This window comes from Ruegeria sp. C8 (assembly GCF_056537565.1).
In genome coordinates this window covers 19,481-35,991 of record NZ_JBQFRV010000026.1, presented here as the reverse complement: position 1 = coordinate 35,991, position 16,511 = coordinate 19,481, and the positions used below count along the sequence as shown (strand labels likewise).

Sequence of the window (16,511 nt, the reverse complement as noted above, 5' to 3'; positions counted from 1 at the left end):
CCTCTCCTGTCTTGTTCTTAGCTGAATACGACTTGGATATCGGTGTATTCGGCCAAACCTTCGTCCGCGAATTCGACACCGACGCCAGATGATTTGACCCCGCCGAACGGGGCGTTGGGTTGAATTGCGCCATGTTTGTTGATCCAGACCGAACCACACTCCATGCGGCTGGCAACGGCCTTGGCGGCGTCGATATCGGACGACCAAACCGAGCCACCCAACCCGTTCGGGCTGTCGTTGGCGGCCGCAATTGCGTCTTCCACTTCTGAATACTTGATGATTGGCAGCGCCGGGCCGAACTGTTCTTCATCGACCAGCGGATCGCCGTTATTCAGACCCGCAATAATCGTGGGAGGGAAGAACAGCCCGTCGCCCGGCGCACCGCCCAGCAAGACCTGCCCACGTTCTTTCGCATCGGCCACCAGGCGGCTGACCTTGTCAAACTGCATCTTGTTCTGGACCGGACCGAGGATCGCGTTGTCGTCCATGCCATCTCCCACCGGGATATTTCGGGCGAAGGCCACCAGCGCGTCGCAAACCTCGTCATGGATGCTTTCGTGGACATAAAGACGTTTCATCGCGGCGCAGGTCTGGCCGTTATTGATGAAACCACCCCAGAACAAACCTTCGGCGATCGCTTGCGGATCTGCGTCGGGCAGAACGATACCGGCATCATTGCCCCCCAGTTCCAGGGTCAGGCGTTTCATGGTTTCCGCGGCCGAGGCCATGACCTTCTGCCCTGTCGCACAGGACCCAGTGAAAACGATTTTGCGAATGTCCGGATGGGCCGACATAGCCCCTCCGATATTGTCGCCCTTGTCATCGCTGGTGATTACATTAACCACACCAGCGGGCAGCACGTCGTTCATGATCTGAACAAGGCGCAATGTTGACAGTGGGGTCAGCGGCGAGGGTTTGACGACAACGGTATTGCCGGTGCGCAGCGCTGGCATGATATGCCAGATCGCAATCATCACCGGGAAATTCCAAGGCGTGATAGAACCCACAACGCCCAGCGGCTTGCGGTGCAGTTCAACGCGGCCTTCGTTGTTATCTTGCAGCACTTTCATTGGTAGGGACAGCCCGGCAGTATATCCTGCCCAAGCCCCTGCCCCGCCCATTTCCCAGCGCGATCCAAGCCCGTTAAGCGGCTTACCCTGTTCGGCTGTGATAATCTGTGCAAGCTCCTCGGAATGTTCTCCGATCTTCTGCGCTACGGCCTCGCATGCGGCCTGCAGTTCTTCGTCCGATTTGGCCGACCAGCTTTCGAAAGCAGCTTTCGCAGCTTTAACAGCAGTATCCAGATCAGCGCGTGTCGCATTGGGCGCACGCCCTGCGACTTCACCGGTTGACGGGTTCAATACGTCAAAGCTGGCGGCAGTAGATACCGGTTCACCCCCGATAGTCAGATCGTATTCGATCACGGCTTGTCCTCCCTAAATCGCATGCCCTTGCGCGAACACAGCAAGGCTGGGGAGTATTATTATCCGACCGGTCGGTCGAGTCTTGGGGTTTTGCGCCAAAAATTGTGGCTTAGGACGACATATTTTTCCGCACCGCCCCGGGTGAGACACCGAATCGTTCCCGAAAGACTTTGTAGAAATGAGACAGGTCGTTGAAACCGGAATCATACGCAACCGCAGCGATCGTGTCGCGCCCTACGTCAGAGTTCACCTCTTTTAGCCGGGCTTTCGCTGTTTCAAGCCGCACGGACATAAGGCGTTTGCTTGCGGTTTCCCCAATGGTTCCAAAATGACGCTGAAGTGTCCGAGGCGAAACCTGCAATGCTTCAGCCAATGCCTGCGGTCCAAATGCTGGATCCATCGCGTTCTGCTCAATCAGTTGAAGAGCGCGCGAGAGGACCGCGTTTGCTTCTCGCCCGCGTTGGTCTTCCTGATGGCTGACGCAGCGGAAATACGCGCCTAACAAGCTCAGAAAGGCTTCGCCCAAATGTGGGGCTACAGCAGCTTCCTCGGTAAATATCTTGGCCAGCACGGCACGCATTGCGAAAAACAGCGGGTCGTTACGGTCTACTGCGATACCACCAGTGCAAATCTCACCGAATCTGTGGACCATCTCGTCGCGTGGCAAATGGATCGAGACCTGACGCGAGTTCATCCCGTCATAAACAAACTCGGATCGTTTCGCGCTGTCGACCAGATACATGTCGCCGGGACCCAACAAAACTGATGTATCATTCTGGTGGATACGACAGTTTCCCTTGTCCTGGATGAGAAGAAACAAGTGCTCTCCGGGGTCTTGTCGGATCATACGCTCGTCCCGAAAAACCCTTTGTGCGTCGAGCGATACGATTGCCGTCTCAAAGCGTGAAACCGGCAAGGTGGAGATATCCCCGTCGATGCGTCCGCGCGTGGCAACACTGGACTCGACAGCAAACTGCCCGCAGATCTTTTCCAGATCCTGAGAAAACCCCTCCACAGATCGTGAACGCAAATTCGTCCGCACAAGCGGTTTAAAATATGCGTTGTCTAGCTGTGGCTTCATGGGTGTCATATTTGCTGCGATTGGATCAGCGCAAAGAGTACCCCTGATGTTAGTTTTCAGCAAAACGTTTTGCAATGTATAGAACTGGTGGATTTGGCGTGTACTCGTCGGGCTGTATGTAACTCACTCCAAAGTGTTTCGTTTTAGGAATTGGCCCAAACTGATGGCGGTGCGACGATAACCAAGGGTTAGCGAATTGGTTGCAGCGCGATCTCACTTGTGAACAGCAAGGAACCAAGATTTTCAGCCTGTTTATTCGCGTAGTCCAATAGTTCTGTCATTCCCCATTGAGCGAATTTCTGAACCCCCGGATAGTCGAGGATCTGAAGTGTTACCGAATGGCCCATTGCGATCAGTCGTCAGGCCACGTCCGACAAACCCCAGCCCTACACTGATATTTTTCTTGTCATTCCAAGAACTTAGGCCTCACCTCAGACTAGAGGACGGACCCAAAATCGGCCCAGTCAAGCGATTCACAAAGGCGTTTTCAGTCCCAAAGTCTTCAGCGTGTCATTCATCGTCTGGCTCCAGCGCTCTTTCAGGGAACTGTTTTTATTCCGCCGCAGACCAAGAGATTTCAACAATTCGAACCGTTTCGGATCGTCGCCCCCGAAAGACACCGCGACGCGAGGCCACCAGTAGTCGACCGAGACTTGCATTTGCTCAGCTTCGCCTCGTTCGATCAACTTATTTGCGCCTTCCATCGCCAGTTCACCATGGTGTGCTTCAATCGGAGAGATTGAGCGGAACGCCTCGGCCAGGGGTTGGTATGAAATCGTCGAATACTCAGCCAGTTGTTCGGCGACGGCGCGGCTCATGAGCAGATTCATGATCACGGCGTCCGTCCAACCCGAGAACGGATAGTTGAACACAGCCAAGCGCATATCATGTTCGGAACGCGTTGCTCCGATGTCCGCATCCCGGCTTAACCGGGCTGTCCACGGATGATGATTTGCGTAGCGTTCTGTGTCGGCTCCAAACTCTCCCATGATGTTCAGAACACGATTTGCATGATCCGTTTTTTCAAGCACTATCTTCGCGGCAGCGATGCGTTCTTTGATTCCCGGCCCGAGGTTAATTACGTCAGCAAAACCGGCTGCGCCTGCCAATTCACTGTCAACAAAGGTTGCCATCAGTTTCAGCAACTCAGCGCGATAGCGCGGTGGAACATTTGAAGGATTGGTCAGAACGCCACCTGCGGCAAGATAGCTGTCGAGAGTCATCGTATCGGTCATGTCTACCTCTCCTCTACTGATCGTAATCCACGACCACACGGTCCGTTATCGGATAGGCCTGACAGCTGAGCACATAGCCCTTCTCGACCTCGTAATCCTCAAGCGCGTGGTTTGCGACCATCTCGACCTCACCTTCCAGCACCTTGCAGCGGCAGGTCGAACAGACTCCGGCCTTGCAGGCATAGGGGGCGTCCAACGCGTTTTCCAAAGCTGCATCCAGAATGGACAGGTCCTTGGGAATGGTCAGGGTTTGGGTTGACCCATCCAGCGTAATGGACGCGTTGGTTTGATTGTCTGTCCGACCGGCATCTGCCGCAATGGCCTTACGTTTGGCCCGCCCAGGCTGCGCGCTTGCAAAAAGTTCGAATTTAATCTGGCTGTCGTCTAGCCCGTGTTCGCGCAGGGAAGCCGCAATACCCAGCATCATGGGTTCAGGACCACAAATGAACGCCGTATCGACGTTTTCGATATCGACCCAGTGCTTGAATAGTTCGGCGCATTTTTCCTGTGTCACCAGCCCGGTGAACAGGTCAATTTCCTGGGAATCCGTTTCGAGAATATGGATCACGTTAAGGCGCCCCATATACAGGTTCTTGAGGTCCTCAAGTTCTTCGCGGAACATGATCGTGTTGATGCCCTTGTTGGCATAGATCAGCGTAAAGCGCGACTGGGGTTCACGGGCGAGTGTCGTTTTGAGAATCGACAGAACTGGCGTCACCCCGGACCCACCGGCAAAACCGAGATATTGCTTTTCTGAATCTGCATCGATGGGAGCGTGAAAGCTACCCATCGGCGGCATTGCCTGCACGATGTCCCCGACACTCAGTTCCGAGTTCGCCCAGCCCGAGAACGCCCCGCCATCAACGCGTTTGATCCCGACCTGCAGAACTCCGTCGTCCTTGCCTGCGCAGATCGAGTAGGACCGGCGCAGTTCTTCGCCATCGAACTCGCGGCGGAACGTCAGGTATTGACCTGCAGTAAAGTCAAACTCTTGCGCTGCACCATTCATGGGCTCCAGCGTCAAGACTACCGCGTCGCGGATCGTTTTGTGGATGTCGGTGACCTTCAGGTCGTGGAAACGTGCCATCCGGTGCTCCTCCTCAGATGCACTTGAAATAGTCAAAAGGTTCCAGGCAGTCGGCGCAGCGCCAGTGCGCCTTGCACGGGGTCGAGCCGAACTGGCTAACCTTCTCAACCGCCTTGCTGCCACAATGCGGGCACCGTTCCGGGCCGCCTGCCGGTTGCGGCGGCGCGATTCCGTATTCTTCCAGCCGCGCACGGCCCTTATCGCTGAGCCAATCGGTGGTCCATGCGGGAGTGATGGTGGTTTCGATCCGGATGTCTTCGATCCCGCGATCCCGTAGCGCGGTTTCAATATCCATGCTGATGACCGACGTTGCCGGACAGCCGGAATAGGTCGGAGTCACCGTCACCTTCAAGGTTTCGGCATCCCAGCGCACATCGCGCACAATCCCCAGATCAACCACGGAAATGACGGGTATTTCAGGGTCAGGAACGGCATCCAGCCAGTCCCATATCTGATCTGTGGTCACCCGTTCCATATCGGTTTACCAGCTGGCGCCGGGATAGGCGCGTTGCAGCCATTGCATCTGAGTCAGCAAGTGCCCCAAATGTTCGGTATGCATCTGCCCGGTACGCCCGCCCTTATGCGCGAAATCGCTGTCTGGGATCGTTAGCGTCGCATCCGCCAAGATCCGCTGAACCAAAGCGTCATATTCATCGCGCAGATCGGCGGGATTGGGCGCGATACCATCGGCTGCCATCTGGGTATCCACGTCGTCGCTGGCAAACATCTCACCCACATAAGGCCAGAGATAGTCCAGCGCCGCTTGCATATGGTCGTGGCTTTCCGCCGTTCCGTCGCCCAACCCAACCACCGTGTCGCCAGAGCGTTCCAGGTGATAAGCGACCTCTTTGCTGGCTTTGGCCGCAATGGCCGCGACACGGTCGTCTGACGATTTGATCAGACGCCCCAGCATGATCGAATGCCACGCGTCGAAAAGGAATTGGCGCATCAGGGTCCGGCCGAAGTCCTCGTTCGGAACCTCGACCATCAGAACATTGCGAAAATCCCAGGCATCGCGCAGGAACGCCAGATCATCGGCGCTTTTGCCACCGTCGATTTCGCCGGCAAGGCCAAGCCACATTTGGGTTTGGCCGATCAGGTCCAGCGCGGTATTGGCCAGCGCGATATCTTCTTCCAGCACAGGCGCATGACCGCACCATTCGCTCACGCGGTGACCAAGGATGAGTGTGTTGTCACCCATTCTTAGCAGAAACTGTAGGAAGGCTTCGTCGCGGGTCATCACATCGCCCCCACTTCATCGGGGATGTCGAAGAAGGTCGGGTGACGGTAGACCTTGCTTTCGCTGGGCTCATACAGCGGGCCCTTGTCGCTGGGGGATGAGGCCGAGATATTGTTCGCCTCGACCACCCAAATCGACACGCCTTCGTTGCGGCGCGTGTAGACATCACGCGCGTTCTTGATCGCCATTTCTGCGTCGGGTGCGTGCAGCGATCCGACATGACGGTGGCTCATACCGTGCTGACCGCGGATAAAGACTTCCCACAGGGGCCATTCGTTTTTCATCGGGTTTCCTCCTCAGGTCAGGCTTATTCAGCGGCCACTTGACCGGCGCGTTTCTTCTTGGCGTGCGCCAGCAGGCCGTCGCGCACCCATTGCCCGTCATCCCAGGCCTTATTGCGCGCCGCCAGGCGGTCGGTGTTGCAAGGGCCGTTGCCTTTGATGACATCAAAGAACTCGGACCAGTCGGGTTCCGAGAAATCGTAGTGCCCGCGGCCTTCGTTCCATTTCAGGTCCGGGTCGGGCACGGTCAGGCCGAGGAATTCGGCCTGCGGCACGGTCTGATCGACGAACTTCTGACGCAGCTCGTCATTGGTGTTCATCTTGATCTTCCACGCCATGGATTGGGTCGAATGGACCGAGTCCTTGTCCGACGGTCCGAACATCATCAGCGACGGGTACCAGAACCGGTTCAACGCATCCTGCGCCATCTTCTTTTGCGCGGGCGTGCCTTCGGCCATCTTGCGAATGGCATCGTAGCCCTGACGCTGGTGAAAGCTTTCTTCCTTGCAGATCCGGATCATGGCGCGCGAATACGGACCATAAGATGTCCGCTGCAGCGGCACCTGGTTCATGATCGCGGCCCCGTCGACCAGCCAACCAACCGCTCCGATATCGGCCCAGTTCAATGTTGGATAGTTGAAGATGGACGAATATTTCATCCGACCGTCCAGCAGCATCTCGGTCAGTTCGTCCCGGCTGACGCCCAGTGTCTCCGCCGCGCAATACAGGTATAGCCCGTGTCCGGCCTCATCCTGCACCTTGGCCAGCAGGATCGCTTTGCGTTCCAGCGTGGGCGCGCGGGTGATCCAGTTGCCTTCGGGCAGTTGTCCGACGATTTCGGAATGGGCGTGCTGACCGATTTGGCGGATCAGCGTTTTGCGATAGCCTTGCGGCATCCAATCTTTGGGCTCGATCTTGATGTCCGCGTCAATCTTTGCCTGAAACTCGGCAAGCTTTTCAGGGTCATCGTTTGTGGCCTCAGACTTGACCATTTGTGCGTACATCGTATTTCCTCCTCTCGGATGGGATCAGATTTTGAATACGTGGCTTAGAACCCGCATGTTTCCTTTTAGTGCGGAGCCACCAAGGTCTTTTGCCAAACGCTGTAAAACATCCGCAAATCCGTAGCTGGGAATGGCGGCTTCGACCTGGGCGACTTGATCGCGTGACAGTCCTTTTCGCACCTTGCCCCCTGTCGCATCGATCCAGTCACCTTTTCGGCAGGCGTTGACCACATCGGCATGCGGCCCGCGGTAGGGTGTAACCTTGTGGTGCCAGTGGATGGCATTGCGCAGCAGCTCTGGATCCAGTCCCCAACTCTTTTCAGCGTTGTCCCGCAGCGCCAGTTCTTCGGATGGCTCCAGATATGCCAGATCGTGTTTCGTCCAAAGTCCGATATCGTGGTAGACGAAGGCCGTCTCGACCAATGCACGATGCGTGTCATCGCCGCCAAGGAAGTGCATGGCATAGGTAATCACACGATAAACATGGCCCCGATAAGCCTTGTAGTCGTCGCCGAGAACATCTTGATACGGCTCAAACAGCCGCTCGACGCGTTCGCTGTGGTCGATTATTTGGATCGCCTCAGTCAAAACAGTGCTCTCCCTATCAAACCCGTTCAAGGATCAAGGCTGCGCCCTGCCCTACGCCAACGCACATCGTGCAGAGAGCATACCGCCCACCTGTCCGCCGCAGTTGATAGGCGGCGGTTAAAACCAGCCGCGCTCCGGACATGCCCAAAGGGTGCCCCATGGCAATGGCACCGCCATTTGGGTTCACATGCGGTGCGTCGTCAGCAAGGCCCAGTTCGCGAAGTGTTGCCAGCCCTTGCGACGCAAAAGCTTCGTTCAACTCTACCACATCCATCTGTTCAATGGTTAGCCCGGCCCGGGCCAATACTTTGCGGCTAGCCGGGACAGGGCCAATGCCCATGACGCGCGGCGCGACGCCAGCCACCGACATTCCCACAACCCGCGCAATCGGAGTAAGGCTGTTCTTTGCAGCCGCTGCCTCATTCGCCAGCAAAATGGCTGCGGCTCCGTCGTTAACGCCAGAAGCATTGCCCGCCGTAACGGTTTTGTCCGGCCCGTTTACTCCCTTGAGGCCCGACAGCTTGTCGGCCGTTGTTCCCGGGCGCGGATGCTCATCAGTATCAACCACTATCGGGTCGCCCTTACGTTGTGGGACCGAGACCGGAGTGATTTCGTCTGTGAACAGGCCGGCTTCATGCGCAGCGGCCCATCGGGCTTGACTGCGGGCGGCGAAACTGTCCTGATCCGCGCGGCTGATGCCATAGTCATCGGCAACATTATCAGCGGTTTGCGGCATTGAATCGATGCCGTAGGCCTGCTGCATCTTCGTGTTCACAAAGCGCCAGCCGATGGTCGTGTCGTAAACCGCGTTACTGCGCGTGAATGCAGATGTCGACTTGGGCATCACAAAGGGTGCACGAGACATGCTTTCAACCCCACCCGCGATCGCCAGGTCATAGTCACCCGCCTTGATGCCTCGGGCGGCCATTCCAACAGCATCCATGCCGCTGGCGCACAGGCGATTTATGGTGGTCCCCGGAACATCTATCGGTAGTCCAGCCAACAAGGCCGCCATACGGGCGACGTTCCGGTTGCTTTCACCGGCCTGATTGGCATCACCATAGATGACGTCATCCACGCTGGACCAGTCAACTTGCGGATTTCGCTCTTTCAGGGCAGCCAACGGGATGGCCGCCAGATCATCCGCACGGATCGACGACAATGCCCCGCCGTAGCGCCCTATCGGAGTGCGCGTCGCGTCGCAAATGAATGCATCCATCTGTCAATTCTCCTGGGCGTTCACGCTCAATTATAGACCGTATGGTCGGTTTATATTTCCGTCATCGATTCGAAGCAAGCATTATGTTACAGAATTTTTTGTAGCTACACATTCTCGTAACATAAAAAGAAATCAGTTTGCTGTTAAAGCAAGCCATCATCCTTTGAGATATCAGGAGGGACTTTGTCCCAAAAACCTAAGTACTCAACTCTGCTTCCAAATTTTTGAGTTGCGGTCGGGGCAGCCTGTCCAAAATCCTAGAGACCGCCTCGCGGCAGGCGGGCTCCTTCCAGTCACTGGGCAGAAAATCCGAGGGCAAAGCCGGGTGTCGCAAGATGATGCGGCGCCAATTGTGCACAAGGAGGACACGCAGAGCTGCCGTTTTCATCGGATCACCCACTCCGGTCGTCGGCAGCAGATCGTCGATCGCCTGGATTGATGTCCAAAACTCGTCATACGCGGTTTTCAGCGACTCTGGTCCGCATAGCTCTCGTAGCCAATCTGGCACTGAAATCGCTGTAGTCTCAAAACCCAGCAGTTCTTCCAGATTGCGCGGCATGGTTCCTGCTGCCATCGCTGTGGAAGGGTTTAATGAGATATATTCCCCAGTCAGCAACAGATCGGCCAACTCCTTTCGGGATGTTTCCGAACTGCTCGACATCAGCACGTGCCAAACGTCTGGTTTGGCCGTTTCGCGGGCGTAAATGCGTGGCGCAGCGGCTGCACTTTGAGTGCGGCCATAGTCCGTAAGCCGATGGACACTCGCACGACCAACTCGCGTACTTTCGATCCAGCCTTCTTTGCGCAATCGATGCAACGCCACTCGGGTCGCTTCGGCCTTGATACCCACAAGGCTCGTCAACGCAGTGATCAATGATCCGCTTATCTGATCGGATTTGTTTTGCGCCAGATCGCCAAAGATCGTGACAAGCACAGACCAAACCCGCAGAGACCCTTCGGAGGCCAAATGACGAACGCAATGGTCGAACCAGTCTGTGGAAGCGTCTTTCATGGCCGCAGTATAGGCGGGCCGGATCGAATTACCATCCGGCCCGGTTTCGTCAGTAGGCCACCATTGTCAGCAGTTCGTATTCAGCAACAAGGTCATCATCCTGTTGAGTCATAGTAACATGCCAGCGAACCTCGCCATACTGATCGTTGCGTTTGTTCTTTGACTTAACGGTCAGGCGCACTTTGATGCTGTCGCCCGCCACAACCGGTTTCATAAAGCGCAATCCGTCAAGACCTGTGTTGGCCAGGACAGGGCCTTCGTTCGGTTCGACAAATAACCCGGCAGCGAAGGACAGCAGCAAGTATCCGTGCGCGACACGACCCGGGAAGAACGGATTTCGTTCCGCGGCGGCCTCATCCATGTGCGCATAGAAGGTGTCGCCGGTGAATTCCGCAAAGTGCTCGATATCTTCGAGCGTGACGGTGCGCGGCGCCGTGTGAATTGTCTCACCGATTGCCAGATCGTGGTAGCGCCGCGTGAAAGGATGCGCCGGGCCTTTGATCTCGGTCGCGCCCGAGACCCATTTCGAGCCAATCGCCGTCAACAGGTCAGGCGAGCCCTGGATGGCTGTGCGCTGCATGTAGTGTTTCACGCCCCGCACGCCGCCCATTTCCTCACCGCCACCCGCGCGACCGGGGCCGCCATGGACCATATGCGGCAAGGGAGAGCCGTGGCCCGTGGCCTCTTTCATCGAGTCTCGGTTGTTGAAATAGAGACGCCCGTGATACGCCCCGGCACCCATGGCGAATTTGCGCGCCACGTCCGGGTCGTGGGTAATGACCGACGCGACCAGAGACCCCTGTCCCCTGTTCGCAAGCTCAATCGCGTGGTCGGTGTCGCGATACCCCATGATCGTGCTGACCGGCCCGAAGGCTTCAGTGTCATGAACGCGCTGTGCCGCGTCCGGGTCGGCGCAATGGAACAGCATCGGCGGCAGGAAAGCCCCTTTATCGGCATCTGCGCCATCAACGGCAAAATCATCCGGGTTGCCGAACACACGTTCGGCTTCTTGGCAAATGATCGCAGCCTTTTCCAGTACATCCAGTTTTTGATCATTCGATACCAGCGCGCCCATGCGCGTTGTCTCAAGCCTAGGGTCGCCGATAACCGTTTTTGCCAGCCGCGCGGAAAGCGCTTCGATCACCGCCTGCACATGCCGCTCGGGCGCGATGATCCGGCGGATCGCGGTGCATTTTTGACCCGCTTTTGTGGTCATCTCGCGCTGAACTTCCTTGATGAACAGGTCAAATTCCGGTGTCCCCGGTTGGGCGTCAGTGCCCAGTACCGAACAGTTCAGACTGTCCTGTTCCGCCACGAAACGGACGGAGTTTTGCAGAATGACGGGGTTAGACCGTAGTTTCAGCGCAGTATTGGCCGAGCCGGTAAAACTGACCACGTCTTGCATGGTCAGGCGATCCAACATGTCACCCAGACCACCCGACACAAGCTGGAGCACCCCGGCAGGCAAAATGCCAGACTCCAGCATCAACCGCACGCACAATTCGGTTACGTAGCAGGAATTCGTCGCCGGTTTGACGATAGCTGGAACACCGGCCAGCAAGGTCGGAGCCAGCTTCTCCAACATGCCCCAAACCGGAAAGTTGAACGCGTTGATATGAACCGCCACACCCTGCAGCGGGGTGCAGATGTGCTGACCGACAAAGGTCCCATTCCGCGACAGCTGTTCGACGTCGCCATCCAGATAAACGTGACCATCGGGCATTTCGCGGCGGCCTTTCGAGGCAAATACGAACATCGTACCGATCCCACCATCGATATCGATCAGATGATCCGATTGGGTCGCGCCCGTGTTGAATGACAGGTCGTACAGGGCCTGCTTGTGCTGCCCCAAATGCACCGACAATGCCTTGAGCATCTTGGCGCGCTCATGAAAGGTCATCTGCCGCAGTGCCGGACCACCAACGTTGCGCGCATAGTCCAACATGCCCTGTACATCTAAACCAGTGTTGCCAGCGGTCGCGATCACCTCTCCGGTCACAGCACTGGCAATGTTGCGGGCCCCTTCGCCCGGCGCGATCCACTCACCTGCCGCGAAACTTGAAATCTGTTGGATCGTCATGTGCCTCTCCTCAGTCCTGAGATGATCTACGCGGACCTATGTACGCGGTTATGGTAGCTATAATATTTACCGTACGGTCGGTCAATAAAAAGACTGACTCATTTTCTTGTTCGGTCACGTCAAACCTGTGCAGGAAGCTGGGCGAACCCGCGAAAGCGAATTCGCCCACCACGCTTTGCGCCCTCTGTGACCTGATAGTTGGAAAAGCGGTTCAAAAACCGAATGACCGCAATCTTGCCCTCCATCCGAGCAAGAGTCAGACCGACGCAGGTGTGCGGGCCACCGGCAAAGGCGTGGTGCTTGTTCGGGCGGCGGTCCAGCAGCATTTCGTCGGGCCGGTCAAACTGCCTTGGGTCGCGGTTGGCGGCGCCGATACACAGGTGAACATCCGTGCCTGCCGGAATGGTATGGCCGTGGAGTGTCACGTCTTCGGTGGTCAGGCGATTGCCAAACTGGTTTGGGCTTTCGAGGCGCAAGAATTCGTCCACTGCCGTGGCAATCAGGTCGGGATTGTTCAGCAATTCCGAACGTTTATCTCGGTGCCGATCCAGCAGATCCAGCGCGTTGCCGATCAGGTTTGTCGTGGTCTCGTGCCCGGCATTCAGGATAAAGATACAGTTCTGATACAGCTCAACGTCAGTCAAGCCGCCATCCGCATCGTCTTGCATCAGACGTGTCAGAACATCCGTTTCCGGATTGCCCGGGTTGGCTTTTCGATCCTCAATGATATGGCGAAGAAATTCTTTGAATTCGGAGACGGCGCGATTACCCCACTCTTCCTGCTCAGGCGTCAATTGTGGTTCCAAAGCCCCAAGAATAGCCAGAGACCAGTCCCGCAGGGGTTCGCGTTCGGACCTGGGAATGCCCAACAGGTTGCCGATCACTTCGATGGGGATCGCTCCGGCGAAATCCTCGATCAATTCGACCTGACCTTTGGCCTGCATCTGATCCAGCAAACCATCGACGAGCTGGATCAAACCCGGCTCCATCTGCGCCAAGGCACGCGGGTTCATCGCGCCGACCATCACCTTACGGACGCGGGTGTGCAGAGGCGGATCGTTGAACACCAGACTTGTGGTGTGATGTTCGTATAACGGGCTGTCGACCCCGTATTTGGGCCCAAACACCGCCTTTTTATCCGAGATGAAGCGCGTCGTATCCCGATAGACCAGATCCAGATCCTCGTATCGCGACAGGATCACAGAGCCATCGGGTTGGGGGCAGACCGGCATATCCTCTCTCAGCGCGGCATAGGCTGGATAAGGGTCCTCGTGAAACCCGTCGGGAAGCGCCGTCAGGGAAAACATCAGTGACCCATCGCCCCCATATGTTCGGGCAGGACCAGTACCAGCCAGGGCACCAGCACGATCAGGGCCAGACGGAAAATGTCGGCGATCCAAAATGGAGTAACACCCCTGAAGATCGTTGCGGTCGAAACGTCCCCGACCACCCCTTTTAGGATGAACACGTTCAAACCAACCGGCGGGGTAATCAGGCTGATCTCGGTCACGACAACAACCACGATCCCAAACCAGATCGGGTCATAGCCCAGCGACGTCACCAGCGGAAAAAAGATCGGCACGGTCAGCAAAAGCATCGACAGCGATTCAAACACGCAGCCCAAGATGATGTAGATGCCCAGGATCATCAGGATCACCACGAACGGTTCCACGTCATAGGCCGTGACCAAGCCGATCAGCGCCTCGGGCAGGCCAGCGAGGTTGATGAAGTTCGAAAAGATCTGAGCCCCGATCAGGACCGAGAACAGGGCGGCAGCGGTATAAGTTGTTTCTTTCAACACCTCGAAGGTCGAACTCAGGGTCAACCCACCGCGGGACAAGGCGATCAGAAACGCCCCCATGGCGCCCATGCCGGCGGCTTCGGTCGGGCTGAAGGTCAGGTTCAGCGGATGGAAATCAAACGCGCCGTAAAGCCCGCCGATGACCAGAAAAAACAAAAGCAACACCGCCCAAACCGACCGTAACGCCCTCAGCTTCTCGCCCCAGCCGTGTTTTTCTCCTGCGGGTCCGGAGTCGGGTTTGCGCCAGACGGTCCAGCGAACGGCAAACAGGTACAGAAGGATGCCAAGCACGCCGGGAATGATACCGGCAACAAACAGCTTGCCGATGGATGTCTCGGTCAGCAGACCATAGATTACAAGGATCACGGAGGGCGGGATTAGAATGCCGAGCGTGCCGCCTGCCGCGATCGACGCCGTCGACAGCTCATCTGAATAGCGATAGCGGCGCATTTCCGGCATGGCGACCTTGGACATCGTTGCCGCCGTTGCCAGGGACGAGCCACAGATGGCCGAGAACCCACCACAGGCCGCAACCGTAGCCATTGCAATCCCGCCTTTGAAATGGCCAAGAAACGCGTTTGATACGGCGTAAAGTTCGCGCGCCAGCCCACCTTTGTTCACGAACAAACCCATCAGGATAAACAGCGGAATAACCGAAAGGCCGTAGTCCTGTGCCGTGTCGGTAATCTGACGACCCACCATCGACATCGCCGCTTTCAAGCCGCGTTCGGACAGAGTGCTGCCTCCGCGTTCATACGCAAAACCCAGCGTTCCAACGAGGCCCATTGCAAAGACAATCGGCAGGCGCAGAAGCACGAGAACAAGAACAAGGCCAAAGCCGATCAGTGCGGCAGTCATTGAGGGTGCTCCGACAAAGTATGGGGGGCGAAGATGTGTAGCAGACCAGTTGTGATCATAGCGACGGCCGTGATCGCCGTAGACGCGGCAATGAACCAGCCGACATAGAAAACGGGGATCGAAAGGTACTCGGTCACGTCACCGTAGTCCCGCGCCCGTTCGGCAAGGATCCAGACCCGCTGTATTGGCCAGAAAAGCATGATGCCCGAGACCAGATAGACTATCGCATCCCGGGCGCGGCTTAGGCGCAGTCGCGAAAACAACCCGTCCGTCAGGTCGACTGCAATTTGACCCTTTCCAGCCGAAATCATCGGCAGCACCGAGAATACTAGGATCGCCATCAGAATACGCGTCAACTCGGTCGCCGCTTCGATCGGCGCGTTGAATATGGACCGAAGAATGACGTCGCAAAACGTCATGACCATGAGGATAAAAAGCGCCACACAGGCCATCACTGTCGGAAAAACACTGATGCGGCGCGCGAAGGATACCAGAGATTGCATGAGGAATTCCCGCCCGGTCGAAACGGCTGGCGGTGCGAGACCGCCAACCAGCTCGCGTTATTGCGCGGCCATTTCACTGACGATCATGTCATACGCGGCCTGAGCATCGACCCCGGCGCCGTTAACCTCGTCAATGACCTTGGCGCGGACATCGACAGCAATCGCATTGAATTTTTCCAGGTCTTCGGCAGATGCAGTGTTGATCGCGTTGCCGTCTGTGCCTTCGGTGGCTTCGCGCCCAATGGCATCAATCTCGTCCCAAATTTTACCGATTTCACGGCTCAGCGGCTCGCCAAAGACTTGCTCTTCCAGCGCTTGCTGCAGCTCGGCAGGCAGGTCGGCAAATGTGTCTTCGTTCATGATGAACGCGAAAGAGCCGCGATACAGGCCGCCCGGAACTTCGTACACGTTCTGAGCCACTTCGGTCAGCTTGAAGCCCTTGCGGGATTCAAATGGCATCACGACACCATCGGCTGCTTTCGAAGCCAGTGTTTCGTACACTTTCGGAGCAGGCACCTGGATACCGGTTGCGCCCAGTGCTGTTCCGACATCGCCACCCACGCCACCGGGGATACGAACCTTAAGGCCTGATACCTCGTCCAGCGTGGTAACAGGGCTGCTGGAATGCAGTTGGGCCGGCCCATGCGTATGCAGCGCGATCACCTTGACGCCACGATGTTCGTCGGCCGCCTTCAGGTGCGTGTCATAGGCGCGCCAATAGGCCACCGATGCAGCCTCGGCAGAGCCCTCATATCCGGGCAGTTCGATCATCTTGGTGGTGACAAAGCGGCCCGGCTGGTAGCCGTGGAAAATGATCGAGGCATCCGCCGCGCCATCCATGATCAGGTCCATCTGGGCCGGTGGCGGTGCGATGCCAAGTTTCAGTTCGGCGGTGACTTGGCCATCGGTGGCTTCTTCAACCATTTCGACGAATTTCGGCCACATCTTGGCGTTGATGCCATGAGTCGGCGGTGCCCAGCTGGAAATGGTCAGCGTATAGTCTGCCGCCATCGCAACCGTACCCGAAATGGCCAGTGCTGCCGAAGCCAGCAAGGTGCTCAAGTTGCTGAGTTTCATGTTCTGTCTCCTCCCTGTGAA

16 protein-coding genes are annotated in these 16,511 nt (G+C 56.9%); all 16 read right to left on the bottom strand.

Features of this window, described 5'->3' with window-relative positions; all coding sequences use genetic code 11:
• Window positions 1-17 precede the first annotated feature (17 nt).
• The 16 genes from ACR0KL_RS21860 to ACR0KL_RS21785 all read right to left on the bottom strand — a co-directional run bounded on the left by ACR0KL_RS21860 (window position 18) and on the right by ACR0KL_RS21785 (window position 16,490).
• Window positions 18-1,424 (bottom strand): aldehyde dehydrogenase family protein, encoded by a 1,407-nt coding sequence (locus tag ACR0KL_RS21860; protein ID WP_480555411.1) that lies wholly within the window; start codon window positions 1,422-1,424, stop codon window positions 18-20.
• A 109-nt stretch (window positions 1,425-1,533) separates the two neighbouring features.
• A complete protein-coding gene (locus ACR0KL_RS21855; RefSeq protein ID WP_480777501.1) occupies window positions 1,534-2,454 on the bottom strand; it encodes a helix-turn-helix domain-containing protein in 921 nt (306 codons plus the stop codon).
• 524 nt (window positions 2,455-2,978) lie between these two features.
• Window positions 2,979-3,740: a Phenylacetic acid catabolic protein gene (locus tag ACR0KL_RS21850; RefSeq protein ID WP_170681164.1), complete on the bottom strand. Its 762-nt coding sequence runs from the start codon at window positions 3,738-3,740 to the stop codon at window positions 2,979-2,981.
• A 13-nt stretch (window positions 3,741-3,753) separates the two neighbouring features.
• A complete protein-coding gene (locus tag ACR0KL_RS21845) occupies window positions 3,754-4,827 on the bottom strand; it encodes a 2Fe-2S iron-sulfur cluster-binding protein (RefSeq protein ID WP_480777500.1) in 1,074 nt (357 codons plus the stop codon).
• A gap of 13 nt (window positions 4,828-4,840) precedes the next feature.
• Window positions 4,841-5,302, bottom strand: coding sequence for a 1,2-phenylacetyl-CoA epoxidase subunit PaaD (gene paaD, locus ACR0KL_RS21840; protein WP_480777499.1), 462 nt, complete (start codon window positions 5,300-5,302; stop codon window positions 4,841-4,843).
• A gap of 6 nt (window positions 5,303-5,308) precedes the next feature.
• On the bottom strand, window positions 5,309-6,067 hold the full coding sequence (paaC, locus tag ACR0KL_RS21835) for a 1,2-phenylacetyl-CoA epoxidase subunit PaaC (protein ID WP_480777498.1): 759 nt from the start codon (window positions 6,065-6,067) through the stop codon (window positions 5,309-5,311).
• Window positions 6,067-6,351, bottom strand: coding sequence for a 1,2-phenylacetyl-CoA epoxidase subunit PaaB (gene paaB, locus ACR0KL_RS21830; protein WP_142639870.1), 285 nt, complete (start codon window positions 6,349-6,351; stop codon window positions 6,067-6,069). The genes paaC and paaB overlap by 1 nt, the downstream gene beginning before the upstream one ends.
• A gap of 23 nt (window positions 6,352-6,374) precedes the next feature.
• A complete protein-coding gene (paaA, locus tag ACR0KL_RS21825; RefSeq protein WP_480777497.1) occupies window positions 6,375-7,352 on the bottom strand; it encodes a 1,2-phenylacetyl-CoA epoxidase subunit PaaA in 978 nt (325 codons plus the stop codon).
• A 24-nt stretch (window positions 7,353-7,376) separates the two neighbouring features.
• The gene (locus ACR0KL_RS21820; RefSeq protein ID WP_170681173.1) at window positions 7,377-7,940 is read right to left on the bottom strand and encodes a phosphohydrolase; all 564 of its coding nucleotides are present in this window, start codon (window positions 7,938-7,940) and stop codon (window positions 7,377-7,379) included.
• 16 nt (window positions 7,941-7,956) lie between these two features.
• Complete coding sequence (pcaF, locus tag ACR0KL_RS21815) at window positions 7,957-9,159, bottom strand: 3-oxoadipyl-CoA thiolase (RefSeq protein WP_170681175.1); 1,203 nt, start codon at window positions 9,157-9,159, stop codon at window positions 7,957-7,959.
• A 196-nt stretch (window positions 9,160-9,355) separates the two neighbouring features.
• Window positions 9,356-10,171, bottom strand: coding sequence for a PaaX family transcriptional regulator C-terminal domain-containing protein (locus tag ACR0KL_RS21810; RefSeq protein WP_170681177.1), 816 nt, complete (start codon window positions 10,169-10,171; stop codon window positions 9,356-9,358).
• 49 nt (window positions 10,172-10,220) lie between these two features.
• Entirely contained in the window at window positions 10,221-12,251 is a 2,031-nt protein-coding gene (gene paaZ / locus ACR0KL_RS21805) for a phenylacetic acid degradation bifunctional protein PaaZ (RefSeq protein WP_480777496.1), read from the bottom strand.
• Between the two features lie 119 nt (window positions 12,252-12,370).
• Entirely contained in the window at window positions 12,371-13,558 is a 1,188-nt protein-coding gene (locus ACR0KL_RS21800) for a cytochrome P450 (protein WP_170681181.1), read from the bottom strand.
• Window positions 13,558-14,910: a TRAP transporter large permease gene (locus tag ACR0KL_RS21795; RefSeq protein WP_170681183.1), complete on the bottom strand. Its 1,353-nt coding sequence runs from the start codon at window positions 14,908-14,910 to the stop codon at window positions 13,558-13,560. The genes ACR0KL_RS21800 and ACR0KL_RS21795 overlap by 1 nt, the downstream gene beginning before the upstream one ends.
• Window positions 14,907-15,413, bottom strand: coding sequence for a TRAP transporter small permease (locus ACR0KL_RS21790; protein ID WP_480777495.1), 507 nt, complete (start codon window positions 15,411-15,413; stop codon window positions 14,907-14,909). The genes ACR0KL_RS21795 and ACR0KL_RS21790 overlap by 4 nt, the downstream gene beginning before the upstream one ends.
• 57 nt (window positions 15,414-15,470) lie before the next feature.
• Window positions 15,471-16,490, bottom strand: a complete 1,020-nt coding sequence (locus ACR0KL_RS21785; protein ID WP_170681187.1) for a TRAP transporter substrate-binding protein — start codon at window positions 16,488-16,490, stop codon at window positions 15,471-15,473.
• Window positions 16,491-16,511 lie beyond the last annotated feature (21 nt).